General features: G+C 60.5%; 21 protein-coding genes and 1 tRNA gene. 17 read left to right on the top strand and 5 right to left on the bottom strand.

From position 1 onward, the window contains the following. Positions 1-63: 63 nt before the first annotated feature. Entirely contained in the window at positions 64-2121 is a 2058-nt protein-coding gene (locus ABIB73_RS18125) for an ATP-dependent helicase (RefSeq protein ID WP_354225837.1), read from the bottom strand. 126 nt (positions 2122-2247) lie between these two features. On the opposite strand from ABIB73_RS18125, the gene ABIB73_RS18130 reads away from it, so the two are divergent. Beyond that, the gene (locus ABIB73_RS18130) at positions 2248-2841 is read left to right on the top strand and encodes a TMEM175 family protein (protein ID WP_354225839.1); all 594 of its coding nucleotides are present in this window, start codon (positions 2248-2250) and stop codon (positions 2839-2841) included. On the opposite strand, the gene ABIB73_RS18135 is transcribed toward ABIB73_RS18130, so the two are convergent. Beyond that, positions 2808-3182, bottom strand: a complete 375-nt coding sequence (locus ABIB73_RS18135) for a YciI family protein (RefSeq protein WP_354225841.1) — start codon at positions 3180-3182, stop codon at positions 2808-2810. The two genes, ABIB73_RS18130 and ABIB73_RS18135, sit on opposite strands and share 34 nt — an antisense overlap. Before the next feature lie 537 nt (positions 3183-3719). On the opposite strand from ABIB73_RS18135, the gene ABIB73_RS18140 reads away from it, so the two are divergent. Continuing rightward, a tRNA-Gly gene (locus ABIB73_RS18140) sits at positions 3720-3793 on the top strand. Positions 3794-3826: 33 nt separating this feature from the next. On the opposite strand, the gene ABIB73_RS18145 is transcribed toward ABIB73_RS18140, so the two are convergent. Continuing rightward, a complete protein-coding gene (locus ABIB73_RS18145) occupies positions 3827-4735 on the bottom strand; it encodes an SDR family NAD(P)-dependent oxidoreductase (RefSeq protein ID WP_354225843.1) in 909 nt (302 codons plus the stop codon). Positions 4736-4836: 101 nt separating this feature from the next. Between ABIB73_RS18145 and ABIB73_RS18150 the strand changes: the two genes are divergently transcribed. From ABIB73_RS18150 to ABIB73_RS18170, 5 genes are all read left to right on the top strand, one after another. Beyond that, positions 4837-5328: a MarR family winged helix-turn-helix transcriptional regulator gene (locus ABIB73_RS18150; protein WP_354225845.1), complete on the top strand. Its 492-nt coding sequence runs from the start codon at positions 4837-4839 to the stop codon at positions 5326-5328. A gap of 34 nt (positions 5329-5362) precedes the next feature. Beyond that, positions 5363-5962, top strand: a complete 600-nt coding sequence (locus ABIB73_RS18155; protein ID WP_354225847.1) for a class I SAM-dependent methyltransferase — start codon at positions 5363-5365, stop codon at positions 5960-5962. Between the two features lie 495 nt (positions 5963-6457). After that, positions 6458-6775: a hypothetical protein gene (locus tag ABIB73_RS18160; protein WP_354225849.1), complete on the top strand. Its 318-nt coding sequence runs from the start codon at positions 6458-6460 to the stop codon at positions 6773-6775. 558 nt (positions 6776-7333) lie between these two features. Next, a complete protein-coding gene (locus ABIB73_RS18165; protein ID WP_354225952.1) occupies positions 7334-8365 on the top strand; it encodes a transglycosylase SLT domain-containing protein in 1032 nt (343 codons plus the stop codon). A 1421-nt stretch (positions 8366-9786) separates the two neighbouring features. Then, positions 9787-9942 carry a hypothetical protein gene (locus ABIB73_RS18170; RefSeq protein WP_354225851.1) on the top strand — a complete coding sequence of 52 codons (156 nt, stop codon included), beginning with the start codon at positions 9787-9789 and terminating at the stop codon, positions 9940-9942. A 1643-nt stretch (positions 9943-11585) separates the two neighbouring features. Here the strand turns inward: ABIB73_RS18170 and prpB are convergent. Next, a complete protein-coding gene (prpB, locus tag ABIB73_RS18175; RefSeq protein ID WP_354225852.1) occupies positions 11586-12515 on the bottom strand; it encodes a methylisocitrate lyase in 930 nt (309 codons plus the stop codon). Between the two features lie 20 nt (positions 12516-12535). Beyond that, positions 12536-13714, bottom strand: coding sequence for a 2-methylaconitate cis-trans isomerase PrpF family protein (locus tag ABIB73_RS18180; protein WP_354225854.1), 1179 nt, complete (start codon positions 13712-13714; stop codon positions 12536-12538). 252 nt (positions 13715-13966) lie between these two features. Here ABIB73_RS18180 and ABIB73_RS18185 point away from each other — a divergent pair, with 252 nt between their 5' ends. The 10 genes from ABIB73_RS18185 to ABIB73_RS18230 all read left to right on the top strand — a co-directional run bounded on the left by ABIB73_RS18185 (position 13967) and on the right by ABIB73_RS18230 (position 24028). Continuing rightward, complete coding sequence (locus ABIB73_RS18185; RefSeq protein ID WP_354225856.1) at positions 13967-14671, top strand: GntR family transcriptional regulator; 705 nt, start codon at positions 13967-13969, stop codon at positions 14669-14671. Between the two features lie 209 nt (positions 14672-14880). Next, complete coding sequence (tcuA, locus tag ABIB73_RS18190; protein ID WP_354225858.1) at positions 14881-16401, top strand: FAD-dependent tricarballylate dehydrogenase TcuA; 1521 nt, start codon at positions 14881-14883, stop codon at positions 16399-16401. Continuing rightward, positions 16398-17417 carry an MmgE/PrpD family protein gene (locus ABIB73_RS18195; protein ID WP_354225860.1) on the top strand — a complete coding sequence of 340 codons (1020 nt, stop codon included), beginning with the start codon at positions 16398-16400 and terminating at the stop codon, positions 17415-17417. Before tcuA ends, ABIB73_RS18195 begins: the two co-directional genes overlap by 4 nt. Positions 17418-17524: 107 nt before the next feature. Continuing rightward, positions 17525-18685, top strand: a complete 1161-nt coding sequence (locus ABIB73_RS18200) for an ABC transporter substrate-binding protein (RefSeq protein ID WP_354225862.1) — start codon at positions 17525-17527, stop codon at positions 18683-18685. Positions 18686-18752: 67 nt separating this feature from the next. Beyond that, positions 18753-19622, top strand: a complete 870-nt coding sequence (locus ABIB73_RS18205) for a branched-chain amino acid ABC transporter permease (RefSeq protein ID WP_354225954.1) — start codon at positions 18753-18755, stop codon at positions 19620-19622. A 26-nt stretch (positions 19623-19648) separates the two neighbouring features. After that, complete coding sequence (locus ABIB73_RS18210; RefSeq protein ID WP_354225864.1) at positions 19649-20611, top strand: branched-chain amino acid ABC transporter permease; 963 nt, start codon at positions 19649-19651, stop codon at positions 20609-20611. Further along, on the top strand, positions 20608-21369 hold the full coding sequence (locus ABIB73_RS18215) for an ABC transporter ATP-binding protein (RefSeq protein WP_354225866.1): 762 nt from the start codon (positions 20608-20610) through the stop codon (positions 21367-21369). The genes ABIB73_RS18210 and ABIB73_RS18215 overlap by 4 nt, the downstream gene beginning before the upstream one ends. Further along, a complete protein-coding gene (locus ABIB73_RS18220) occupies positions 21362-22069 on the top strand; it encodes an ABC transporter ATP-binding protein (RefSeq protein ID WP_354225868.1) in 708 nt (235 codons plus the stop codon). The genes ABIB73_RS18215 and ABIB73_RS18220 overlap by 8 nt, the downstream gene beginning before the upstream one ends. A 36-nt stretch (positions 22070-22105) precedes the next feature. After that, positions 22106-22999 carry an NAD(P)-dependent oxidoreductase gene (locus ABIB73_RS18225; protein ID WP_354225870.1) on the top strand — a complete coding sequence of 298 codons (894 nt, stop codon included), beginning with the start codon at positions 22106-22108 and terminating at the stop codon, positions 22997-22999. An 87-nt stretch (positions 23000-23086) separates the two neighbouring features. Continuing rightward, positions 23087-24028 carry a Bug family tripartite tricarboxylate transporter substrate binding protein gene (locus ABIB73_RS18230; protein WP_354225872.1) on the top strand — a complete coding sequence of 314 codons (942 nt, stop codon included), beginning with the start codon at positions 23087-23089 and terminating at the stop codon, positions 24026-24028. Positions 24029-24036: the final 8 nt, after the last annotated feature.

Genomic DNA, 24036 nt, shown 5'->3' on the forward strand with positions numbered 1-24036 from the left:
TAGCTTACCAAACCAGACGACGAAAGCAGGATCTGCGCCAAGGCGGGAAGGACGCCGCGAAGCCTACCGCCACATCCCGCGCATCCGCGCGCCGATGTCGACCTTCGGACCTTGTGCCCCCGTGCGTGCCGCGCCGGCGGCGGCCTTCGGCCAGGCGGTGCGTTCGAACAGATAGACCAGCTGTTCCGGGATGAAGCGGGTGCGCGAGGCGTAGACGTGGCGGTCGCCTTTGGCGGCCTGACCGTGGGTGAAGAAACGCTGCGGGACGACGAGATGCAGATCGTCCTTGGCGCGGGTCATCGCGACATAGAGCAGGCGGCGCTCTTCCTCGAGTTCGGCGCTGGTGCCGGCGCCGAGATCCGACGGCATGCAGCCGTCGACGACGTTGAGCACGAACACCGACTTCCACTCCTGGCCTTTTGCGGAGTGGATGGTCGATAGGATCAGATAATCCTCGTCGCGCAAGGGCGGCCCGGATTTGTCGCTGGTCGCATCCGGCGGATCGAGCGTGAGCTCGGTCAGGAATTTCTCGCGCGAGGCATAGCCGCTCGCGATCTGCTCGAGTTGCATGAGATCGGCGCGGCGGGTCTCGGAATCCTCGTGGATGCGATCGAGATGCGGTGCGTACCAGAGCCGCACGCGTTCGAGATCGGCCGGCCATTCCGAATAGCGCAGGTTCTCGACCGTGCGGACGAAGTCGGTCCAGTCGGCGCCGGTACGCGCCGGTACCGGGAGCTGGCCAAGCGCGTGCAGCGGGTCGGTACTGTCCGCCATCTGGTCGAGCACGCGCTGCGCGGTTGCGGGGCCGATGCCCGGCAAGAGATGCAGGATGCGAAACCCTGCGACGCGGTCGCGCGGATTCTCGGCAAAGCGCAGCAGCGCCAGCACGTCCTTGACGTGCGCCGCGTCGAGAAATTTCAGCCCGCCGAATTTCACGAAGGGAATGTTGCGGCGGGTTAGCTCGATCTCCAGCGGACCCGAGTGCGAGGACGTCCGGAACAGCACCGCCTGGTGCTTCAACAGCGCGCCTTGCTCGCGGTTGGCCAGCACCTCCTCGACGATGTAGCGGGCCTGGTCGGCCTCGTCGTGGACGGTCACGAGCTGCGGCTTTTGCGATGAGGGCCGGTCGGTCCAGAGGTTCTTGGTGAAGCGCTCGCGCGCAAGGCCAATGACGCCGTTCGCCGCCGCCAGCACAGCTTGCGTCGAGCGGTAGTTGCGGTCGAGCGTGATCATGTCCGCGCGCGGCGAGAAGCTTTGCGGAAAGTCGAGGATGTTGCGCACGGTGGCGGCGCGGAACGAATAGATTGACTGCGCGTCGTCGCCGACGACGGTGAGCCCGCGTCCGTCCGGCTTGAGCGCCAAGAGGATCGAGGATTGCAGGCGGTTGGTGTCCTGGTATTCGTCGACCAGCACGTGATCGAAGCGGCCGCCGATCTCGTCGGCGATCAGCGCGTCGCTCATCATCTGCGACCAGTAGAGCAGGAGGTCGTCGTAATCGAGCACGTGCTGGGCCTGCTTGGCCTCGACATAGGCCGCGAACAGGCCCTTCAGCTCGGCCGCCCAGCCCGCGCACCAGGGATAGTGCTGTCCCAGCACCTTTTCGATCTCCATCTCGGCATTGACGCAGCGCGAGTAGATCGACAGGCACGTGCCCTTGGCGGGAAAGCGGCTCTCGGTCTTCGACAGGCCGCGCTCGTGCCGGACCAGATTCATCAGGTCGGCGGAATCCTCGCGGTCATGAATGGTGAAGGCGGGATCGACGCCGATCCGCTCCGCATATTCACGCAGCAGCCGCGCGCCGATGCCGTGAAAGGTGCCGGCCCAGCTCAGGGCATCGCGCATGATCGCCGCGTTGTTCTCGCCGAGCACTTTCCGGGCGATGCGCTCCACACGGCCGGCCATCTCGGCCGCCGCGCGGCGCGAGAATGTCATCAAGAGGATGCGGCGCGGATCGCTGCCCGCGACGATCAGATGCGCGACGCGATGGGCGAGCGTGTTGGTTTTGCCGGAGCCGGCGCCCGCAATGACGAGCAGGGGCGCGCCCACGATCGACCCGTCGGCCACGCCATGCTCGACGGCGCGGCGCTGCTCCGCATTGAGCGTGTCCAGATATGTCGCCACGAATCGCCCCAGTGAAAGGGCGAGAGTCGGCGATCCCGCGGCGAATCGCAATGCGGCTGGACGGAACCGGATTTAACACCTAGGGAAAACGGCGGCCCAAGTTCCAGCCCGAAAAGCGCACCCGGCATGACCGAGTCCAAGCCCGACCAGTTCGAGATGCGGCGGCTGGAATCGCTCAGCAACACCATTTTTGGCGTCGCCATGACGCTGTTGGCCTATGATCTGCCCAAGGCGGCTGTCTTCAGCAGCGCGCCGGGCTGGAGCGACCTTGCCCAGGTCTATTCCGGCAAGCTCGCCGGCTTTGCGCTCAGCTTCATCATCGCCGGCGTGTTCTGGATCAGCCATCACAGGCGGCTTGCGCGCCAGCCGGTGGGCAGCCGCGGCGCGGTGATGCTCAATTTGTTCTTCCTGCTGTCGATCGTGCTGCTGCCGGTGACCAACGGCCTCTACACCAACTACGCCATGAGCAGCGCGGTGGCCGTGCTCTACGGCCTGCACCTGACCGCGATCGCCGGCCTCAATGCCTGGCTGTGGTGGACGATCCTGGGCAGCTGGCGCCACGAGATCATGGCCTCGCTGTTTCCGCTGCTGGTGTTCATCCCGGGCACGATCGTTGCGGCATTCGCGCCGCACATCGCTCCCTTCATGTGGTTCATCGCCTTCGGCGGGCTCCTGATCCAGCGCTTCTATGCCGCACCGAACCCGTCGGCCGGCACGTAAAGCTTGACTGGGCGGATTTCGTAGACCGCAGTCGGATTGACCTGACGCAGCTTCCGCGCCGCCGCGATCGCCTCCTCATCCGTGTCGTATTCGACAAGGTGAAAGCCCAGAAGCTGCTCCTTCGTCTCGGCAAACGGGCCGTCCAGCACCACGCCCGCGCCGGGGCCACGCAAGGTGCGGGCCGTTCGGGTCTCATCCAGACGGGCGGCCGGCCCAAAATGTCCGCTTGCTCTCAAGGGCGCCTGAACCTCGATGACTTTGGCCACGACCGCGGCGTCCTCCTCCGGCGTCAAGGACAAGATCTCGTCTTCCACATGGTAAGCCAGGATGGCGTAAAGCATCGTCACCTCGTTTGTTTTGAAGCTCGCGGTCCGAAGGACGTATCACCGCCGCCGATACCGACAAGCCCGGAGACCACAATATTGCGCCGCGGCGTGCGCGACGAAACCGTCCCGAAACCCGATTGCCGCCTCGCGCGGATCGCGCCCTGCCTGCTCGCGAGCAATCTTCACCGTCCTCCTCGGCGGCGAGCCTCATCGGGCGGCCATGGCCATAGATCCCCAAAAGAAAAGGCGCGGCGGGAGGCCCCGTCGCGCCGGATTTCTTGCTCGCTGGTCCAGGGCTGAGAGCGCCCCGATGCCAAGCTCTATTCAAAGCTTAGCGGGCGATCCCAGCGAGGTGACAGCGCTTGGTAAAAGACACTGGATCACCTCCTTTCGTTGGTTTCGGGAGACTTTAATATAGGCCGCAAAGCCGACCCTGTTAAGGGGAGGCGGGCCGGCCGGAACCGGGCCTGTTCGCGAGGCCGTTAAGCCGCCCAAAAAGCCGCCTGCTGGGCAGTTGAGACCGCCGCCCGGCCGTGTTAGGGAGCCGGGAACGCGGGTGTAGCTCAATGGTAGAGCAGCAGCCTTCCAAGCTGAATACGAGGGTTCGATTCCCTTCACCCGCTCCAGATTTTTCAATGGCTTGGCTCGTCAAGAACTTTTCATTCTGACAAACTGGAGCGTCTCTCGACGATCTCGCCCCGGTAGAACGCTGCAACTCGTTCCGCTGTTGCCTGCCAAAGTGCTTGCAGCGCTTGCGGGTCGTCGCCCGGCGTCACAGGGGTGAGCCGTCGCGCGTCGCTGACGGAAAAGTAGCCGCCCGTCACACCGGCGAAGGCGGGATCGCTGGCGAGGCTGACGATGATTCCCGCGCCGCGTTCGGGATTGCCGACCTTTAGCCAAGTCAATAAACGCTCGAGTGGTGCTGCGAACCAAAGTTCGCGCCCGAGACCCGTCACGTTGAATCCGGGACAGAGGCAGTTTACCGCTACTCCGGTCCCCGTCAGCCTGTGCGCCAGTTCCATCGAGAACATGATATTCAACAACTTGGTCTGACCGTAGATCACCGAGGAGCCTCGAGTGGAGAACTGGCGTTTGTCGACGAGGGCGGCGAGTGGGTCAAAGCCGGCGCCTTGCCGGGAGGCTTGCGATGCGACTGTCACGATGCGTGAGGGCGCTGACCTGACAACTGTCTCAAGCAGGATATTCGTGAAAAGCCAGGGCGCTAGATAATTGACTGCGACCATCTCCGGATAGCCGTCCTTAGTGACGCGGGGTTTGAACGCATGAATCCCGGCATTGTTGATCAGCACATCGATCCGGCTGTGGCGTGAGGCGATCTCGCGTCCGAGCGCGGCCACGGAGGCTAGATCGCCGAAATCACCGTGGTGTATATCGACCTTTGTTCCGGGGGCGGCGCGTTCGGTGATCTCTATTGTGGAGTCGGCCCTGGCTTTGCTGCGGGCAGTGAGAACCAGATCTGCGCCTTTCTGCGCAAGCGCAACCGCGGTGCATTGGCCGATGCCGCTGGTTCCGCCGGTTAGCACGACAGTGGGACGAGGCGGCGACATGGCGTTCCTGTTTAATGGATATATATCCACTATGTAATGATAGTGGCTATTTGTCAACTAATCTGGCAATGGTTACGCAACTTATAGGCAGGCGTGGAATCATGATTTTGCGTTCGAGCAAAGCTCCGCGGGATGGCGGCAGGCGAGAAGACCGCATTCGGGGGCTGGGTGCCGTATTGAACGCGCTGGTAAGCCAGTCCCGGGCTCTGACGGCGCAGGCGTCGGAAACATTTTCCGCCGGGCTGCAGCCGGCCGCGTTCCATATCGCGCTCTGGCTCAAGGCGTACGGCCCGGCCAAGCCGAGTGCGGTAGCGGAGGCAGTGGGCATGGACCGCAGCGCGGCAAGCCGCCTTACTCGCGAGTTGGTGCGCTTGGGGTTGGTTGCGACGTCGACCGATCCCTCCGATCGCCGAAGCATTGTCCTGTCGTTGACCGCCGATGGCCGTCGGCGAATGGAACTCGCGACGCAGGCCAAGGGCGCTGCGTTCCGGACGAGGGTCGCATCCTGGAGCGAGGAAGACTTGCTGCTGTGTACTGATCTCCTGCGAAGGTTGCTCGACGTGCCAGCAAACGCCGGTGGTGAGTCGAGATGAGGTTCAACGGTCGGCGACGAAGGAGGCCGCCAAAATGGACGACACGACACTGAGCGCCTACAATCGGGATGCCAAGGCTTTCGCGGACGATTGGGCCGCCCAACCGGCACCGATCGATTTGCACAACGTGGTGGATCGGTTTTTCATCCCCGGTCCCACTGCGGATGTCGGTTGCGGCAGCGGTCGTGACGCCGCCTGGCTCGTCGCTCGAGGCTATCCGACCGTGGGCTTCGATGCGTCTGAAGGACTTCTGGCCGAAGCGCGAAGCCGCCATCCGGAGATCGAGTTCAAACGGGCGGTCCTTCCAGCTCTCGATGGGATTCCGGAGGCAAGCTTCACCAACGTGCTGTGCGAGACCGTCATCATGCATCTCGAGCCTGAAGCCATTACGCCAGCGGTCGAGAGACTTCTGGCCATCCTTGTCCCAGGTGGTGTGCTCTATCTGAGCTGGCGCGTGACCGAGGGGGCCGACAGGCGGGACGAGCACGGGCGCCTTTACGCTGCTTTTGATCCGGAGCGGGTGCTTCGTGCGTTGGAGACGACGCGGATATTGCTGGACGAACAAGTGGGCAGCGTCTCGTCGGGGAAGTTGATTAGGCGCATCGTGGCAGCAAAGAGCAGCGTGCATTCTTGAGCGGATTCAAGGGGTCGAGATCCGATCCCCCCTCATTTCGGACCGGTTGCCGTCAAGGACCGGCCGGAGATCGCCACGAACCGCCGGCAAATGGCTTGACGAGCAAGGGCTGGCAACCGCCATTCTGACAAAGAGAAATTCCGTAGCAATCTCAACTGCCCAGAACACTGAAAAATGTCAGAATGGCCCTTGAAAACGCTACAATATTTCGATGACTTCCAAGCTGAATACGAGGGTTCGATTCCCTTCACCCGCTCCAATGTTTTCAGTCACTTCCTACTTCTCCTTGCGTCCGTTCGGACAAGAATGCTGTTGCTCATTCGGACAAAAGTCCGCCTTTCGTTCGCACAGCGCGACGTTTCTTCGTGCCAGTGGCGATCTGTTTCGTCGTGCGCTTCAGGTACTTCGGAAGCACCTTAACCGTCGTGTGTCGGCTCTGCGCCAGGATCTCGCGGTCGGTCAATTCGGCGTCGCCGGTCTCGGACTCTTCATTGCGTGGTTGATCGTCGTGCGGCGTTCTCGCTCCACAACGTGGCCCTTGGCGTCAGTGGTTTTAAGGACCAGCAGCCGCTCAGCAAGCCCCAGCGCCTTCAGAGAGCTTCTGCAGCCCAAGGGCTGACCATCCGTTTTCCGCTGAAACAATTCGGGCAGCCCGTGAAACCATTTCGTCCGTCGGCGAAGCCGGCCTGGAACGGAGTCGGGCTTAGGATTGCGCCACGACCAAAACAATGGGGTTCGGTCATGTCGGCGCTCATCAACATTCTTTATCGCGAGTTTTGTCTGATCCGCATTGAGGAGATGCGCAAGGTTTAGCTTCACTGCGAGGTGCTGTCATGAGGGCCGAGCGGGACGATCTTCGTTTCGAAGAGTTAGCCGAAACTTTGCGGTCTGCCGAACGAAGACGTGCGGCCGACTTGACGCAATGGCTGCGACAGAGCTTGCAGCGGTTGCGGGTAGTGCGGCACAGACTTATAGTCACCGGATCGAATTGGGTGGCGTTTCGGTCAGCCCGTATTTCCTGATTGTCGTGAAGCAATGCGAAGCAGTACTAGGGTTTGCTTGGCTACCGCCGGTAAGCAGGTCCCTTCGGGCCCCGATTGGATCCATGAAGTGAAGCACGACGACTACCGGATGCTCGTCATTCGGGACGACAGGCATGTGCGCCTGCTGTCACGCAACGGCCTGGATTGGACCAAGCGCTATCCGTCGATCGCAGGGGCCGCGCTGAAAACCGTGAAAAACACTTTGTTCTTCGTGCATGGAAGCAAGGGACAGGAACGCAAGCTCCAATTCTCGCCGCCCAGCCAACTTGACGGGATATCGCGGCTGATGGCGCGTTCAATAAAACGACAAACTCGCCTGCGTGGCACTATGGCCGTGCAAACGGCTCTCGCTCCAAGTGCTGCGGTCTGCGTTGTCTCGATCGTCCTCCTGTCGGTCGCACCACCGACATTCGCGCAGGATGCGGCGCTTCCTCAGATCGGCGTAGCCCGGCCAAGCGCCGACAAGCCGGCGATCCCAAAGGATGAAAACGAGGCCAGCACGCAAAGGCTTACAAAAAGCCTGGGGGATAGTGATGCCCGCGAGGCGCTGTGCCTGATGGTCGAAGCGGCGGCGAAGGCAAATGATCTCCCGCTTGCTTTTTTTGCGCGTGTGATCTGGCAGGAAAGCCGCTTTCAATCTGATGCCATCGGACCGGTGACGCGCAACGGCCAGCGTGCGCAAGGCATTGCGCAATTCATGCCCGGAACAGCAAGCGAGCGAAGGCTGCTTGATCCGTTCGATCCAGTGCAGGCGCTGCCGAAATCCGCTGAGTTCCTCGGCGAACTGCGCAATCAGTTCGGCAATCTCGGGCTTGCCGCGGCAGCTTACAACGCCGGACCGAAGCGGGTTCGGGACTGGCTTGCGGACTCTGGCTACATGCCGCAGGAGACGCGGAACTACGTCTCCGCGATCACGGGCGTAAGCGTCGATGATTGGGCCAAAGCGGGCCGCAACGGTGCAATGCCAGAGCCTGCGCAGACTTCGAACTGCCGGAAATTGATTGCATTACTAGAAAGGTCGCCCAATGTTTTTGTCGTTCAGCTTGAACACCGCGTGACGCTCGCCGCCGCCAAGCGATGGGGCGTCCAGGTAGCCGCCGGCTTCAATAGGGATAACGCACTAGCGATGTATGCGCGCGCAATGAAGGGCTTGAATGCCCCAATCAGTGATCAGAGTGATCCCTTGTTGTTCCGCAGCCGCGGCACCAGTTCGTTCTATCAAGTTCGGATCGGCAGCGACACGCGACGAGAGGCCGACAATCTTTGCAGCCGCATTCGCCGCTCCGGCGGCTCCTGTCTTGTAAAGCGAAACGTGGGTGCTGCGTCTGCGACAGTCCCGGCTGGCAAGACAGCCGGTTAGCAGGAACTACTGCCGCGCCCCTTGCGAAATCCGCAGGGTTAGGGGCTCGGACATTCGCACGCGATCGGGCGCGGATTGATGCAGCTTGACGAACGCTTGGCCTGGTCCTCGGTCTATTCGGTGCATGGATGACGTGGGGTGCGTGGAGCACGCTGATTGTCGTCGGAGGGGGTTTGTTTGCCTTCAGCTTGGCCTCGATCGAAACTGCACATGAAAACCCGCCAGCCACGACAAGGCCCTCGTCCCCTACGTTTTGTTCACGGCCGTTTGGGCCATTTCATTGCGATTTCGTTGCGGCGTTCTCTTTCTAACCATAAACTGCTGGCAGTCACTAGGCCATTCGTCACGAAGGCGATTAGATCCGGATTACCCGAACAATCTCGTCCGTATGGTTGCGCGAACTTTCGGAACCATAGAAATCAATGAGGCTCTGCCGGCCCCTGCTCGGCGCTTCAATGGCGTTAGGAGTTTGGAATGGATGTTCGAAATCCAATTGCTGCGATAGCAGCGGCTCTCATCAGTGTCTCAACTTTCGCGCAGACACAGCCGACGCGACCGTCCGCTTACCCAACCGCGCCAAGCATGCCCTCTGCATTGGCAACTGGATCTCTAAACCCGTGCGGCCCATCATCCGGCTTCAATCCCAACAGTCCCTGCTACTCGGGCACGAGCTTTCCAACCTATTCTGCGCAGCAGCCATTCGAGTTTCCGAAGAACCCAACTCTGAGGCCTGACCTAGGCGCGAACAACCTCGACGAAGCAGATGCGAAGCAGCGAATTGAGGCGGAAGGGTATTCGCAGCTTTCAGGACTGCAAAAGGATGCCCGGGGAATCTGGCGAGGTGATGCGACTTTGAAGGATGGCAGGCGCGTCCAGGTCGTCCTCGATCTGCAGGGTAATATTTATTCCGAACTAGCCCCGTCCGTCAGAGTTTGGATCCGTAGCCCTGGCAACTGAACGCCCCGCGCGCCACTTCCACGACGCGCAGTAGCTCGCGCGCGTTCCGAGGCCCAAGGGATTGATAATTTGACTCTCTGCGTGGTGCGCCATTCTTGGCGGGATGCCTCGCTCGATCCGACGACACACACCTGCCCGTGCCGACGGCCGGCCAATGAAGATCACCTTCGGCGAGATACGCGAAATGGGTGTCCGCGGCGTGTTGGTCTATTGCCACTGTGACAAGGTGCGGTTGTCCGATATCGAGCCGTGCTTCGTTTGTCGGGGCTGCGGTGGTCGCGGCGCCGATGTTCGGCCTGACTTCGAGCGGGGCAACCCGCGGCTCGCAATCATGGGATGCCGAAACACGAGATGACCAAGCGCTGGGGGCGGCCTTTCGACGAGCCGATCGAGGTGGACGGCCGCAAGCTGGTGTCGCCGCGCTGCCGAAGAGGGAGCACGCCGCGCCAGAGTGGCAAGCCACGATGGAAGCCCTGATCCTGGTGGCAGAGGGAGGCGGCCCGACGCTGTTCGCCCGGATGGCAATCACGCGGGCATTGAACCGACACTACGTTCCCGAGTTCAACCCGAAGGGCAAAGAGCCACACTGGGGCCGGCGCAAGCTGAAGAGGGATAAATGACCAAGGCCGCCAACTGAGGCGGCATCACCACCCTATCGCATGCTGCACATTACGAAGCACAGCTACGGTGCTTCGTGTGTAGCGGCCATCGTTCCAGCGGTCATCCACTGCATATGCCGCAAAGGCAGCGAGGATGATAGCAAATCCGATCTTGCCCATACTCGCCTCGCGACTTAGTCCTGCTCCTCGGGAAGAACCATGTTCAGGTAGAGGACAACTCCCGCCCAGATCATTGCAGTCGCAACAGGGGCACAAAACGCGCATGCCACGAGATGAGACATCGCCGCTCCAAAAATGAATTTCGGGCAAACTGCTGCGCGAAAATGTCGTCCGACGAAAAGCGTCGACGCTCGCGGAAGTTGGTCGCTTAGGGAAAAGCCGCAGCGCGGTTCCAGCCCCACTGCGGCATTCCCGGGCAAACTAGAAGTTGGTACTTAAATCTCGCCGGTGTTCACACAGTAGAACACCCCGTTCCGAAAATGGACTCCGGACAACTACCGTTCGCGGATTGTAATTTAAGGGCGAGCGTGGGACGGCTTGGTTTCCCAGCCCCCAATGCTCCCGGCTGCCGATCCAATTGCGGATCAGAGCGCCGGGAGCGCTGGAACCGATCCCAAAAGAAACCCGCCGACCTTGCGAGCCTGCGGGAGTTGCAAGAAAAGCTTTTGGCAATCGGCGGGCACCGATCGCAGGAATCGCTTTCAGCATGGCCGGCCCGCCAGCGTGAACCGGCGCATCCGGGCTGGCGGGGACTGGGTTCAGAAAACTCGGCATAGGTGCAGCGCCCGGACCAGTATGTGCGACGTTCTGACATTGAACCTCGCCTAGTCCATCCAGACTAATCAAATACCGGGGTTTTGCATTATCCCCCCGGGGCTGGAAAGCCGCCGCCCGCGATAGATTTAAGCGGGCGGCGGCTTTGCATCCAAACGGAAGACCCCAATCCCGGGGCTGGCGGGGACGGGGCCCTCAGGCAGCCGTTTGTTGTCTGCAACACACGACCACCCGCGTACTATATCGGGCGGACGAACCCTTTCTCAATCGCACGGTAAATAAGTATCGGGATTTTGCCGCCGCCTTCTCATTCCGCGCACGGAAGTGCCGTCTAGAGCAACATTTCCCCTAGCTATTAAGGCAAACATCGATTTCGGTTTGCTCGACGAGCGGTGTGTCTATAGGCCTACACGCACCGGGGCTGGCAGCATAGTTCACTTAGAAATTTTTACCCGGATGGCCGCAAGACGTCATTGTCTTGCGGCCTATTTTTACCGTTCGAGTTCGTCACGCCCCCACGTCGGGCCCTTGGCGACTTCGCCGTAAACTGGCACGCCTGAGGCGTCAGAGCCTAGTATTCGGCAGCGCCGACCCCCGAGGACCGCCTAGTAACAAACGAATTTCCCCGAATGAGGCATTTTCGACCCTCCGTAACGAGCGTTCCAACGGCGTTGGAAGGAATGCAACAAATACAGCCGCCTATTTCTGTAGATGTTGCGCGGGCAGACTCCGGCTTGATTGAACGAGCGCTATGCTTTCGCGCTCATGCCATCGTTAGGACACAGCGAGAAAGCGAAGGATACTCAAGAGGGGTCTTTGAGGCCAAATGTCCGAACGGCCCTTGGCATTGCTGAGGTGCCGAAACCCTTTCAGGCCGGCGAATTTTGCGGCGTCCCTTCCGGAACGATGGTGCGAACGATATTTTGATCAAGCGCTTCGTAGTCAACATAGCCGATCGTGCGGTAAAGCTCGGCGCGGGTCTGCATCAAATCAAGGACTCCGTGAGTGCTGTGGTCGCGCTTCAGAGCAGCGTAAAGGGTCTCCTGCGCGCGTGCGGCAACCCGCAGGGACGACACCGGCCAGATCACCATCTTGTAGCCCATCGCTTCGAACTCGGGCGCCGTAAAGAACGGAGTTCGACCAAACTCCGTCATATTGGCCAGCAAGGGGACGCCGGGCATCCGGCGCGAGAATTCGCGGAACATCTCGGAGTTGGTCAGAGCCTCAGGAAAAATGGCGTCCGCTCCTGCCTCGATATAGAGCTTCGCGCGCGCAACGGCTCCTTCGATCCCTTCCTCCGCCGCGGCGTCCGTGCGCGCCACGATATAGAGATGGTGTCGAGCTTTTGCGGCCGCAGCAATCTTCGTGGCAAAATCGCGTGGGTCCGCGAGCTTCTTGTCGTTCAGGTGACCGCACTTTTTTGGCAGCAGCTGATCTTCCAGCTGTACCGCAGCCGCGCCCGCGTCTTCAAAAACGCGCACCATGTGCATGACGTTGAGCGCTTCGCCATAGCCGGTATCTCCATCCACCAGGATAGGGAGATCGGCTGCGCGCTTGAGTTGACGTATAAAGAACGACACTTCATCCACGGTGATGATGCCAAGATCCGGAATGCCCATAGATGCAGTCATCGCTGCGCCCGACAAATACAGAGCGGTGAAACCGGCCTGCTTGGCCTGGAGTGCCGCCATTCCATTGTGAGCGCCGGGCATCTCCAGAATGCCGGGACGCGCAAGCAGATCGCGAAACCGGAGGCCCGAAGCCTTGGGATTGGTGTCGGTTGCGGTCAGATAAGTCATCGTCCATCGCTCCGGTATCGTTACGCGCTGCGCCGTGCTTGCGCAGTAGCTTGGGCAGTTCGATAAAAAACGTTCCCCTCAAACAGTCGTCGTGTGGTGCGATAGACGGCGCCATGAAGCGCCCGCGTCTTCGCAGGGTCATCGGCGTGTTCTACGGCTGCATCGACCACGGTCGTCCCTGAAGGGTGGGCGATGGTGATCGGGCCTTCGCCAGCGCGCGCCATCCGGTTCGGGAGGGAGCCTGCGATGCGTACAGCGATTGCGAGGCAGGTGGCGCCGGTGATCGGTACTGCCCGGTGCGGCTGACCAATCGAAATCATCCGAATGCCCAGGGACATATCAGAAGGCCCGAGCCGTTGGCCCGACAAGGTTGTCATCTCGCGCGGCGACACAATCATTGCCACCTTGGGCACACTGGGGATATTCGCCGCCTCCGCAGCGTTCGGTGCAAGACCCATCGCCACGGAGGCCGCGCAACGAATCGCCTCCATCCGATCGAGAAACACTGGATCGTTCTCGAGTGCTTCGGGCATCTCGCTGCCGTCTTTGCCCATGGACATGGCTGCAACGAAGACGCAAGGATTGGCCGCATCCACAAGAGATGCCTCAACGGAACCAAGGCCGGGAATGTCGAGGTGATCGCAAGGGCGTCCGGTCGGTAGCAGGCGCCCGGTTCTGGTGCCGCCTGGATAGAGGAATTCAAGCCGAACCGGCGCTCCCTGTCCGCCGACGCCATCGATCGTCATTTCACCGTCGGTCTCCACTTCTCCATCATTCATGGGGAAGCGTGCGACGATGATTTTGCCAGTGTTGGTGTTGTGGATGCGCACAACGGCCTCGCCATCTGCGGGCGCCTTCACCAACCCTTCGCTGACCGCGAACGGTCCCATCGCCGAGGACATGTTGCCGCAATTTGCACTGTAGTCGACTACAGCACTCTTCACCGAGATCTGAGCGAATGTGTAGTCGATGTCGGCGTCCGGACGCGTCGGCAAGCCGACGACGCATACTTTTGAAAGAGACGACAGCCCACCACCCATTCCGTCCAGTTGGCGGCCATTGGGATCAGGCGAGCCCATCACGGACAAGAAGATCGGATCCCATTGTGCGGGATCCTCCGGCAGATCCTGCCTGTTGAACACGACGGCTTTCGAAGTGCCGCCGCGCATGAAAGTAGCTTTGAGCTTGTTCTGTGGCATAGCGCGCCGCCTCGTTCTGCATACTGATGTATCCATTGGATACCACTGTATACATTCACGTGCGAGGCTGCTACTCTTATTCTGCTTGTTGGATGTTTGTTACCCCGCTTCAGACTGACGGTGACGGCAAAAGGTCGTGCGCCGATCGCGTTGCCTGATGTGGTCAAAGGATCAGACGCAGCTTGGTGATGGACGGTTTGGCGCGTCGTTCTTGGCGAAGTTGCTCCTGCCGAAAGAGATTGGGATGACTTTATGAACGACGAGATGGTGTTGCCGGACCGCACGAAGTTCGCATCCGCTGCCGACTATGCCTATGCGGCGCTGCGGCGTGAGATCATAGAAGGGCGCTTCGCCCCGGGGCGGCGCATGCGCGAGATCGAATTGGCGGAGCATCTTGGCATCAGCCGAACTCCAACCCGTCAGGCGCTCACGAGACTCGAGCTTGAGGGCTTGCTGAATCTTCGCCCGAGAACCGGGCTGGTCGTTTCCGTGCTCGACATGGATGCAGTCGAGGAGCTCTACGAGATGCGCGCGGCGCTTGAAGGCACCGCGGCGGCGATGGCCGCAAAGCACGCAAGCCCCAAGGATCTTGCCGTACTTGCCAGGCTTGTGGCCGAAGGTGAAAAGCTCAATCGCGAGCCGTTCAACCTCTACCGGCACAACAGGGAATTCCATGACGCGATTCAAGTAGCGTCTCACAATCGCTATCTCGAAAAGAGCTTGTCGGCCCTGCAAGATGCGATCGCTCTTCTGGGCCCAACAACATTGTCAGAGAAGGGCCGCTTCGCTGTCGCCCAGGCGGAGCATGCCGCAATCGTGCAGGCTATTTCGCAAAGAAAAGGGGAAAAGGCCGAGCGTCTGGCACGGGCGCATGTCCTGAGCGCGCTCGAGACCCGTCGGTCGATCCTGGCGAAAGAGCGTGAGCTGGAGATGCGCCGCGAACAAGACGGCGCCTGAACCAACGTGTGAGCCGCCGTCTTTACTTTGTCGCTCACGGGCTGTCTCCGACCTTCAGATCAGCCGCAATCTTCCCGTAACATGCTGTTCCAACGTTAGTTTTCGTCATATCTGCGATTGCACTAACTCGTCTTGCATTCCAATGTATACACTGGTATCCGTAAGAATACATAAGCGAAAAAGTGAAGGCTCGGCGGGAAGGAACGGAAATGCACGAAGAGTTCGATGTGATCGTCGTTGGCGCGGGAAACGCTGCTTTGGCCGCGGCAGTCTCCGCGAAAGAAAACGGCGCAGATCGTGTCGTCGTTCTTGAGAAGGCTCCCCGCGAAATGCGAGGCGGAAACACGCACTGGAGCGGCGGTGTGCTGCGCTTCGCCTATGACGAGCCGCGCGACATCGGGGCGCTTCTGCCGGGCGTCGAAAACGAATTCGAGAACTTCTACGACGGCATTTCGCCTTACACGCAGGAAGACTTTCACGGCGACCTCATGCGCGTTACCAGCGGGCGCACGGATCCAGTCCTGTCTCATCTTCTCGTGTCGAGCTCGCAGGCGACCGTTCGCTGGATGAAGGACACCGGCGGCATCAAGATGGAGCCGGCGATCAGTCTTTCTGCCGTCAAGAAAGACAACGTCATGGTCTGGGCGCGTGGGCTAGTTGTGCGCGCAGCGCACGAAGGCGTTGGTTTATCGCGGAGCTGGTTCGCGACGTGCGAACGGATGGGAATCGAGGTGCGATACGGCAACGCCGTCTCGGAGCTGCTCCTGGACGACCAGGGTCGCGTCGTCGGCGTCAAGACCAAGGATGACGAAGGCGTTAAATCGCTCGGAGCGAAAGCCGTCGTGCTCGGCTGCGGCGGCTTTGAAGCAAACGTGCAGATGCGCACGCAACACATCGGTCCGTTGGTCGGCGCAGCGAAGGTCCGCGGGACACCGCACAACCAGGGTGATGGCCTGCGGATGGCTCTGGCCATCGGAGCCATGCCGTGGGGGCAGTGGAGCGGCTGCCACGCAACGCCGATCAGCGCGGATTGGGGCGACTTCGCGCCTCGCGAAATGACCGACCGAAGCAATCGTCTGTCCTACGTTTATTCGGTGATGATCAATCGCAAGGGCAAGCGCTTCGTCGATGAAGGCGAAGACGGCGCCCTCTTTACGTATGCCAAATTCGGTCGCGCCATTCTCGCCGAGCCCGGCGCCAAGGCCTACCAGCTGTTCGACAGCAAGGTGATCCACCTGCTCGAGCCGCGCTATTCGACAAGCGATCCAATCAAGGCCAACTCCCTTGAAGATCTGATTGCGCAATTGGATATCGACGACAAGGACCAGGCGCTCAAGACCGTCCAGCGCTACAACGATCACGCGCGTTCAGCGGAAGAGGGCTTCGATCCCACGAAAAAGGATGGCCTTTCGACCAAAGGGCTCGACCTTGAAAAGACCAATTGGGCGCTCCGGCTCGACAAGCCTCCCTACTATGCCTACAGCGCGACCGGCGGGATCACCTTCACGTTCGGTGGCCTGAAGATCAACGAGGACGCCGAGGTGATCGGTACGGACTGGCGTCCGATCAAGGGACTCTATTGCTGCGGCGAACTCGTCGGCGGTCTGTTCTATGACAATTATCCCGCGGGCACCGGCCTCGTCTCTGGCGCAACATTCGGTAGAATTGCAGGCCGAAACGCTGCTGGCCAGCAGAACGTCGCACAAGCGCGCGCCGTGGCATCGCGATGAGTGTTGGCGCGACGAAGCCGAGATCTGATTTCTCCGCCGAAGGCCTGGCCGAGCAGATCAGCGCCCACAATGCGCAGCATTGGGACGCAAGGGCGGTGGGCCGAACCAAGGCCGCAGTCATTCATGCGTTTGGTCAGGCGCTGTCTGGCGCGTCGACAGCCGTGCCGAAGGCTTTGCTAACTACGCATGGCGTCGCGATGGCCGGCGGCCCGTCGCTCATCTTCGGGACCCAACGGCGCACGAGCGCAGTCGATGCTGCGTTGATCAATGCCACGGCGGCAGCGGCCGGATCCGGAGTGTCTTCGGACGCTGGAAGCGCTGCCTATATTGTTTCGCTGTTTGGGCTTTGCGAGGAGCGCCGGAAGACAGGGCAGGAGTTTCTCGACGCGCTGATGTTTGGCGCAGGGTTGTCTCTGGCCGTTGCGTCGACAGTCCCAGCTTCCGCTCCGGTAGCCATGACCGGTCAGCTCACATCCGCCTTGTTCGGCGCCGTCGTAGCGGCAACCCGCGTGATCAAATTGAGCCGTCCGAAGATTTCGTCCGCGTTGCTGATAGCAGGCGTGACAAATCCTGGCGGTCCTCCCGCCAGCCAGGTCGGGCCCTCGTCGTTCATGGTTGGTCTAAGCATGAGAAACGGATTGTTGGCGGCGCTGCTTGCGGAAGCGATGGACGAGACATTTTGTATCGAGTTGGCCAAAAGCGAGGAGGGCGCGAGTTCATCTCGCACAGCTTCGTCCTCGACTCTGGCGCCAATGGAAGGGGCTAACGACCTTCTTGCAATTCAATCGCCGCCCGGAACTGATCTTTGGGATCAATTTGAGCAGCAAGCCAGTGCCGTTCTGCCTCGCGATCATATCGCTCCGCTATTCGAGCGACTCGAGACAATCGACAAGGTGACGGACCTCGCGATGGTCTCGCGCTTGTTGCAGGGACGGAGCGCTCAGGCCGCGCCAAAAAAAATTGTCTTCGCATCTCGGGGAACGCATGAGCCGGAGGAGACGAACTGGGTCCCTTGACCCGCGAACGAGCCCGACGTGCTTCGAAAGTCGCCGTCGCAACGATAAGCCTTACCTGCAAAAAAAGAGCAAGGCCGACAAGAGTAACACCCTAGGGAGTGATTGAAATGAATCGTTTTAAGTTGATTGTTGTACTGGCCGCGTCGGTCGCGTGTTCTGCCGCAGCCCGGGCCGAAGACAGCGTTACGATCGGTGTGCACGCTAGTTTTTCTGGCGCGGGCGCGGCGTTTGCCGAAGGTATGCTCGCCGCTACCAACTTTGCTGCGGAAGATGTCAATAAAGACGGCGGCCTCGAGGTTGCCGGTAAACGCTACAAGGTGCTGATCAAGCAATACGACGACCGCTATCGCGCCCAGGATGCGGTCACGTCCATGGATCGCTTGATGATCCAGGACGGAATTCACTTCGTGGTCGGTCCGATGGGATCGGCAGCGGCGGTGGCGACAAAGGATCAGACCACGTCCGGAAAGGTCATCACCATGACGCTGGCCTTCACGCCGCGGGCGCTTGGGGCCGATGCGCCGTTTGCGTATCGTCCAGTGATCACGACCGGCGAATTCTCTGATCCGCAGGTGGCGTGGCTCATGAAGAACACGTCAGCCAAGCAGGTCGTGTCGCTGCTTCCCAACGATGAAACCGGGCAGCAGATCGGTGTGGCGAACTTCAACTCATACGCCAAGGCCGGAGCAAAGCTGCAGGTCGAGTATTTTGAACGTGAGCGCGTCGACTTTGTCCCCATCCTTACGCGCATTCTGATGAAGGCCGATGGTCTCGAGCTTGGCGGCAACTCTCCGACCACCGCCGGTCTCATTCTGAAGCAGGCACGCGAGCTGGGTTACCGCGGTCCGGTGTTTGTCACCGGCGGCGATGTCGCTGCCGAAATGCTCAAGGTCGCGGGCAAGGATGCGGCTGAGGGTACCTACGTCCATCTCCCCATCGATACGAGCTTGCCGGATACGGCGGCCTACGTTGCTCGCTTCAAGGCCAAGTATGGGCCGAACATGAACGGGTTCAGCCCGTTCTTCTATGCCGGCTTGCAGATGTTGTTTACAGCCATGACGAAAGCCGGGACCGTGGACGACACGACGAAGATTGCGACGACGCTTGATGGATTGTCCGATGTTCCCACTGCGATGGGCAAAGCGGGCTGGACCGGCGAGCAGAAGTACGGAATCAAGCACCAGATCGATCTTCCGTTCTACGTAGGGCAGATCAAGGACGGCGTTGTCGCGAAAGTGGCGACTTGCGACGTCAACGCGTGCCGATAAGCGACCGTTGGAACAGGCGAGGCGCTCCGCGCCTCGCTGATGCGATTGGAGTCGTCGTCCCGTGAGCATGAATGTCATTTTAGTCCAGACGGTCGTGAACGGCCTCATGGTGGGCATGATCTATGTGCTGATGGCCATCGGCTTCACCATGGTGTTCGGCATCATGCGCATCGTGAATTTCGCGCATGGCGAGTTTTACATGGTCGGCGCGTTTCTGTTCGCTATCCTCTACGGCAGCAACGAGTTGCCGTTCGTCATCAGCGTTGCGCTTGCCGTTGGCGCCACAGCTTTGCTGGGATTGCTGATGGAGCGGATCGTCTTCCGCCGGTTTCGCGGCAACGAGCTGAACGGTATGATCGCCTCGGTCGGCGTCGCTCTGATCATTCAGAATAGCGCGCTTCTGATATGGGGATCATCGTCACGCACCGTGCCGCCGGTCGTCTCCGGCGTGCTGTCCGTCGGCGGCGTCGTCTTCCCCTGGTCGCGGCTGGTGGTTATCATCGGCGCGATCGTCGCCGTCGTATCGCTCAATGTGTTGATCGCCCATACCCGCATTGGTCGCGCCATGCGCGCCGTGGCCCAGGACGCCGAGATTGCGCAGGTACAAGGCATTCGCGTCGACGTCATATTTCCCAGCGCGTTCGTGTTGGGCGTAAGCCTCGCGGCATTTGCCGGGGTTCTCATGGCCCCGGTTCTGTCGGTCTCACCGTTCATCGGCCTGGCGCCGACGCTGAAAGCCTTCGTGATCGTCGTCATTGGAGGGCTCGGTAGCGTTCCCGGCGCCGTCGCAGGCGGATTGCTCATTGGCTTGATCGAGAGCTTCGCCGGCACGTTTGTGAGTGCCTCGCTCGCCGAGATTCTCCAATTCCTGGTCGTGATCGCCGTCGTGCTGCTACGCCCGCAAGGCCTGTTGGGTCGAAAGGAGCGCGAGGCATGACTCCCCACACAACCGAATTCAAGCCGATGCGCTATCTCGGCGTCGCAGCGGCGGTTGTCCTTGCTGCGCTGCTGCCCTGGTTCGCGCCGAACCAGTTCTATATCCACCTGGCGACGATCGGTTGCATGAATCTCATGCTCGTGCTGGGTCTCGCCATCATTGCCAGGGCCGGACAGCTATCCATGGGCCATGGCGGTTTTGCGCTGATCGGCGGGTATGTCTCGGCGCTGTTGTCGATGAAGGGGTTGTCGCCTCTGCTGAGCCTGTTCATCGCAGGGCTGGTCGCCGCCGCTATCGCTGCCGCCCTTGGCTGGATCATCCTGCGTTTGCGCGGCGTGTATTTCGTGCTGGTGGCTTTTGCCTTCAGTCAGATTGCGGTGTTGCTGGCGCTCGACATGAGCTCCGTCACAGGTGGGGCAAATGGACTTGTCGGCGTGCCCCCGATTTCGATTTTCGGGCACGTCCTTCTCACCAAACCGCAATTCTATCCCCTTGCGCTCGTCTGTGCGTTGGCGACGCTGCTCTTGACCTGGCTGCTCTACCGTTCGCCGTTAGGTACGATGATGGCAGCCACGGCCGAGAATCAGCGTCTCACCGAATCGAGCGGCGTGGATACCCATCGGGTCCAGGTCATTGCCTTTACGATCGGATCGGGCATCGCCGGCTTCGCAGGTGCGTTGTCGACACACTATCTGCGTTTCATTTCGCCGGATTCATATACGTTCTGGGAGTCCGTCTCTTACCTGACCATGCTCGTGGTCGGCGGACGGGACGGCGTGCTGGGACCGGTGGTTGGTGTCCTTGTCCTGACACCTTTGCCGGAGCTGCTGCGCGCCACTGAGGGACTACAGCATATCATCTACGGCGCCATGCTCGTGCTCTGCCTGATGTTCGTCCCCAATGGCCTGGCGAGCCTTGTCTTGAGTTGGCGCTCGCGCCAACGAAGTGCAAAAGCCGGCGCAGCGGTCGTGGCCAAGGAAGTGCCATGAGCATGCTTGAAGTCGATAGCTTGAAGCGGTCTTTCGGCGGGCTTGTGGCCGTTCGAAACGTATCTTTCCACGTCAACGAGGGTGACTTTCTCGGCCTCATCGGCCCGAACGGCGCCGGCAAGACCACGTTGTTCAATGTGATCTCTGGCGTGCTGAAACCATCTGCAGGGCGCGTTCGGTTCCTGAGCCGGGATATATCGGGGCAGCCAGCCAATCAGACGGTTCGCCAGGGGCTCTCACGGACCTTCCAGGCCGCGACGGTCTATCCGGAGGCGACGGTCATTGAAAACGCCATTCGTGGCACTTTCGCTTCAAGTGCGGTCGGCTTGTGGCGAGGGTTTTTCTCGAACGAATGGCGCGCAGCGGCCGAGCAGAAAGCGTTCGAAGTCCTCGACCTGTTTGGATTGACACGCCGTGTGGGCCTGAAAGCACGCGAGCTCTCTTACGGCGAGCAGCGTCGCTTGGGCATTGCGATAGCGCTCGCCAGTAATCCGAAGCTCTTGATGCTGGATGAGCCGGTTGCCGGCCTCAATCCCGAGGAAGCGGCCGAGCTCGCGTCGGTCCTGCGCCGGCTGAAGTCGGAACGCGGTGTGACCATGGTCATGGTGGAGCATCACATGCGCACCATCATGGGCCTTTGCAATCGTGTCGTGGTGCTGGATCATGGAACACTGATCGCGGAAGGTGCTCCCGCCGAAATCGTGTCAAACCCGCTCGTGATCGAGGCCTATCTCGGCAAGGAGGCAGTCCATGCTTGAGGTTCGCGGCATCAACGTTGCCTATGGTGATGTCACAGCTGTCCGCAATTTGAGCCTTTCCGTTGCGAAGGGCGCTATTGTCTCGTTGATCGGTTCAAACGGTGCGGGCAAGACGACAACGATGAAGGCCATCATCGGCCTCAAACCCGTCAGCCGCGGAGAGATCTACTTTGACGGCCACCGCATTGATGGAGTTTCCGCTCCTCAGCGAGTCGGGCGCGGTATCGCGCTTTCGCCCGAAGGACGTCGCGTTTTCCCACAGATGAGTGTGCTCGATAACCTCCTGGTCGGCGGTTATTCGCAGCGTGACAAGGCTCACCAGAAGAAGACGCTGGACCAGATCTACGGATATTTTCCCCGCCTGGTTGAGCGCAGAAGCCAAATGGCCGGCTCCTTGTCGGGCGGTGAGCAGCAGATGGTCGCCATCGGCCGTGCTCTCATGGCCAGGCCGCGCCTGTTGCTCCTGGACGAACCTTCGCTTGGTCTTGCCCCGATCGTGGTTGAAGAGATCGCGCGCATTATCGTCGACATCAACCGGGATATCGGAATGTCGATCATCCTGGTCGAGCAGAATGCTAAGCTCGCCCTCAATCTATGCAACGAGGCCCTTGTGCTGGAAACCGGCGCGGTCGCGCTGAGCGGGAAAGGCAAGGACCTGCTGGCCAGTGACTACGTACGGCAAGCCTATCTCGGCCTCTGACCTTTTTGTCTGTCAGGAAATCCCGGAGTTATAACCATGACTGGCTCTACCACCTTCGGCTTCATCGGTTTAGGCGTCATGGGCGAGCCCATGTGCCGGCACCTTGTGCAAAAGATGAAGGGGAAGGTTCTGGTTCACGACATCAATGCCGAACCCGTGGCACGATTGGTCCAGCTCGGCGCCGTTGATGCTGGCTCTATTGCCGGCTTGGCGAAGGCGGACGTTATCTTCATTTCGATGCCCAGCGGCGAGCATCTCAAGAAGATATGCGAGATGCCCGGAGGGCTCGTTGAACTCGCACGCTCCGGTCAGACCATCGTCGACCTCTCCACGAGCCCGCTGAAACTGACACGCGAGCTGGCCGGCACCTTCGCCGCAAAGGGAGCCGACTATGCCGATGCGCCTGTCGCTCGGACGCGTGCGGCGGCCGAGGCGGGTACGCTTGCAATTTCGGTGGGCGCAACATCGGAAGTGTTTGCCCGCATCGAGCCGCTGTTGCGCTGCTTTGCTTCCGAAGTGACCCACTGCGGTGATGTCGGATCCGGCCAGGTCGTGAAGATCCTCAACAACATGGTTGTGGTGGGGACTGTGACTGCACTGTGCGAAGCCGCCGCGATTGCGGAATCGGCGGGCGTATCGACCAGGACCCTGTTCGACGCATTCTCGAAGGGCTCCGCGGACAGCTTTGCGCTGCGCAATCACGGGTACAAGGCGGTTGCCGCGCGAGAATTTCCTGAGCGGGTGTTTTCGACCGATTACATGCACAAGGACGTTTCCTACGCGCTCGACATGGCAAAGGACGCCGGGATCGAGGCGAGGGAAGCCGCCCTTGGCGCCAGTCTTCTGACTGAAGCGTCTCAGAACGGATTTGGGGCGAACTACTGGCCGGTCATCGTGAAGATCATCGAGCGCTCGTCCAAGAAATCATGATCAACAGGTGAGGGCGGCTGAGCTCCACTTTCGGGTTCAACCAATAGCAACAATAATCAATGGGAGGGTTTTGTGCGGGTGTTGTTGTTGACGATCGCGCTGCTTCTGTCGCACTTGAATCAAGCAGCGGCGGAAAACTATCCTTCACAACGCATTACCGTCATCGCCCCGTTTGCCCCTGGCAGCGGGACCGATGGAGTCGCGCGTATCGTGTTTCAACGGCTGTCCGAGTTGTTGAAAATCACGATTGTTATCGATAATCGCGTCGGCGCGAACGGGGCGTTGGGGGCGACCGCCGCTGCTCGTTCAGCGCCGGACGGATACACTTTGCTGGTTGGCGGAACGTCCACCCACGCGGCCAACCCCAGCCTGCTGAAATCGATACAATACGATCCCATAGCTGACTTCGTTCCCATTTCGCAGCTCGGCCTGTTTCCCTACTATCTGATTGTCGACCCCGGGCTACCTGTCAAAAACGTGGCCGATCTGGTGGCGCTCGCGAAGAGCAAGCCAGGTTCGTTGACGTTCGGTTACGCCAACGCGCTCGGTCAACTGTCCGGCGAGGCGTTCAAACGCAGGGCCGGCATTGATATTGCTGCCGTGCCCTATCGAAATAGCCCGCAGGTGGTGACCGACATCATCGCGCAACGCGTCTCCATGACGTTCATGGACATGGCGCCGGCAGTCTCCCAGGTGGAGGCGGGTCAGGCACGTGCGCTCGCAACCACCAACCCGGACCGCAGTTCGCGTTTCCCTGAGATCCCGACCATGAAGGAGGGAGGTCTCGCGTTCATCACTATTTCCGCGTGGACGGGGCTTTTCGCTCCCAAGGATACGCCACCCGAGATCGTGGCAAAGCTCTCCGAGGGGGTCCGCGAGGTGTTGGGTGAGGCCGAGATACGTAGCCGTCTCGCCGATATCGGCTTCGAGGCTCAATGGATCGGCCCTGTGGACTTCGCCAAACATGTCAAGGACGACATGGAATTGTGGGCCGCTACAACGAGGGAAGCTGGCATCGAACGCCAGTGAACGACGAA

The organism is Bradyrhizobium sp. F1.4.3, from assembly GCF_040548375.1.
Classification (GTDB): domain Bacteria; phylum Pseudomonadota; class Alphaproteobacteria; order Rhizobiales; family Xanthobacteraceae; genus Bradyrhizobium.

Coding starts and splice junctions, on each gene's coding strand:
- ABIB73_RS18130 (WP_354225839.1), top strand. CDS start 2,248: ATGACCGAGTCCAAGCCCGACCAGTTCGAGATGCGGCGGCTGGAATCG.
- ABIB73_RS18135 (WP_354225841.1), bottom strand. CDS start 3,182: ATGCTTTACGCCATCCTGGCTTACCATGTGGAAGACGAGATCTTGTCC.
- ABIB73_RS18145 (WP_354225843.1), bottom strand. CDS start 4,735: ATGTCGCCGCCTCGTCCCACTGTCGTGCTAACCGGCGGAACCAGCGGC.
- ABIB73_RS18150 (WP_354225845.1), top strand. CDS start 4,837: ATGATTTTGCGTTCGAGCAAAGCTCCGCGGGATGGCGGCAGGCGAGAA.
- ABIB73_RS18155 (WP_354225847.1), top strand. CDS start 5,363: ATGGACGACACGACACTGAGCGCCTACAATCGGGATGCCAAGGCTTTC.
- ABIB73_RS18165 (WP_354225952.1), top strand. CDS start 7,334: ATGGCCGTGCAAACGGCTCTCGCTCCAAGTGCTGCGGTCTGCGTTGTC.
- ABIB73_RS18170 (WP_354225851.1), top strand. CDS start 9,787: ATGGAAGCCCTGATCCTGGTGGCAGAGGGAGGCGGCCCGACGCTGTTC.
- prpB (WP_354225852.1), bottom strand. CDS start 12,515: ATGACTTATCTGACCGCAACCGACACCAATCCCAAGGCTTCGGGCCTC.
- ABIB73_RS18180 (WP_354225854.1), bottom strand. CDS start 13,714: ATGCCACAGAACAAGCTCAAAGCTACTTTCATGCGCGGCGGCACTTCG.
- ABIB73_RS18185 (WP_354225856.1), top strand. CDS start 13,967: ATGAACGACGAGATGGTGTTGCCGGACCGCACGAAGTTCGCATCCGCT.
- tcuA (WP_354225858.1), top strand. CDS start 14,881: ATGCACGAAGAGTTCGATGTGATCGTCGTTGGCGCGGGAAACGCTGCT.
- ABIB73_RS18195 (WP_354225860.1), top strand. CDS start 16,398: ATGAGTGTTGGCGCGACGAAGCCGAGATCTGATTTCTCCGCCGAAGGC.
- ABIB73_RS18200 (WP_354225862.1), top strand. CDS start 17,525: ATGAATCGTTTTAAGTTGATTGTTGTACTGGCCGCGTCGGTCGCGTGT.
- ABIB73_RS18205 (WP_354225954.1), top strand. CDS start 18,753: ATGAATGTCATTTTAGTCCAGACGGTCGTGAACGGCCTCATGGTGGGC.
- ABIB73_RS18210 (WP_354225864.1), top strand. CDS start 19,649: ATGCGCTATCTCGGCGTCGCAGCGGCGGTTGTCCTTGCTGCGCTGCTG.
- ABIB73_RS18215 (WP_354225866.1), top strand. CDS start 20,608: ATGAGCATGCTTGAAGTCGATAGCTTGAAGCGGTCTTTCGGCGGGCTT.
- ABIB73_RS18220 (WP_354225868.1), top strand. CDS start 21,362: ATGCTTGAGGTTCGCGGCATCAACGTTGCCTATGGTGATGTCACAGCT.
- ABIB73_RS18225 (WP_354225870.1), top strand. CDS start 22,106: ATGACTGGCTCTACCACCTTCGGCTTCATCGGTTTAGGCGTCATGGGC.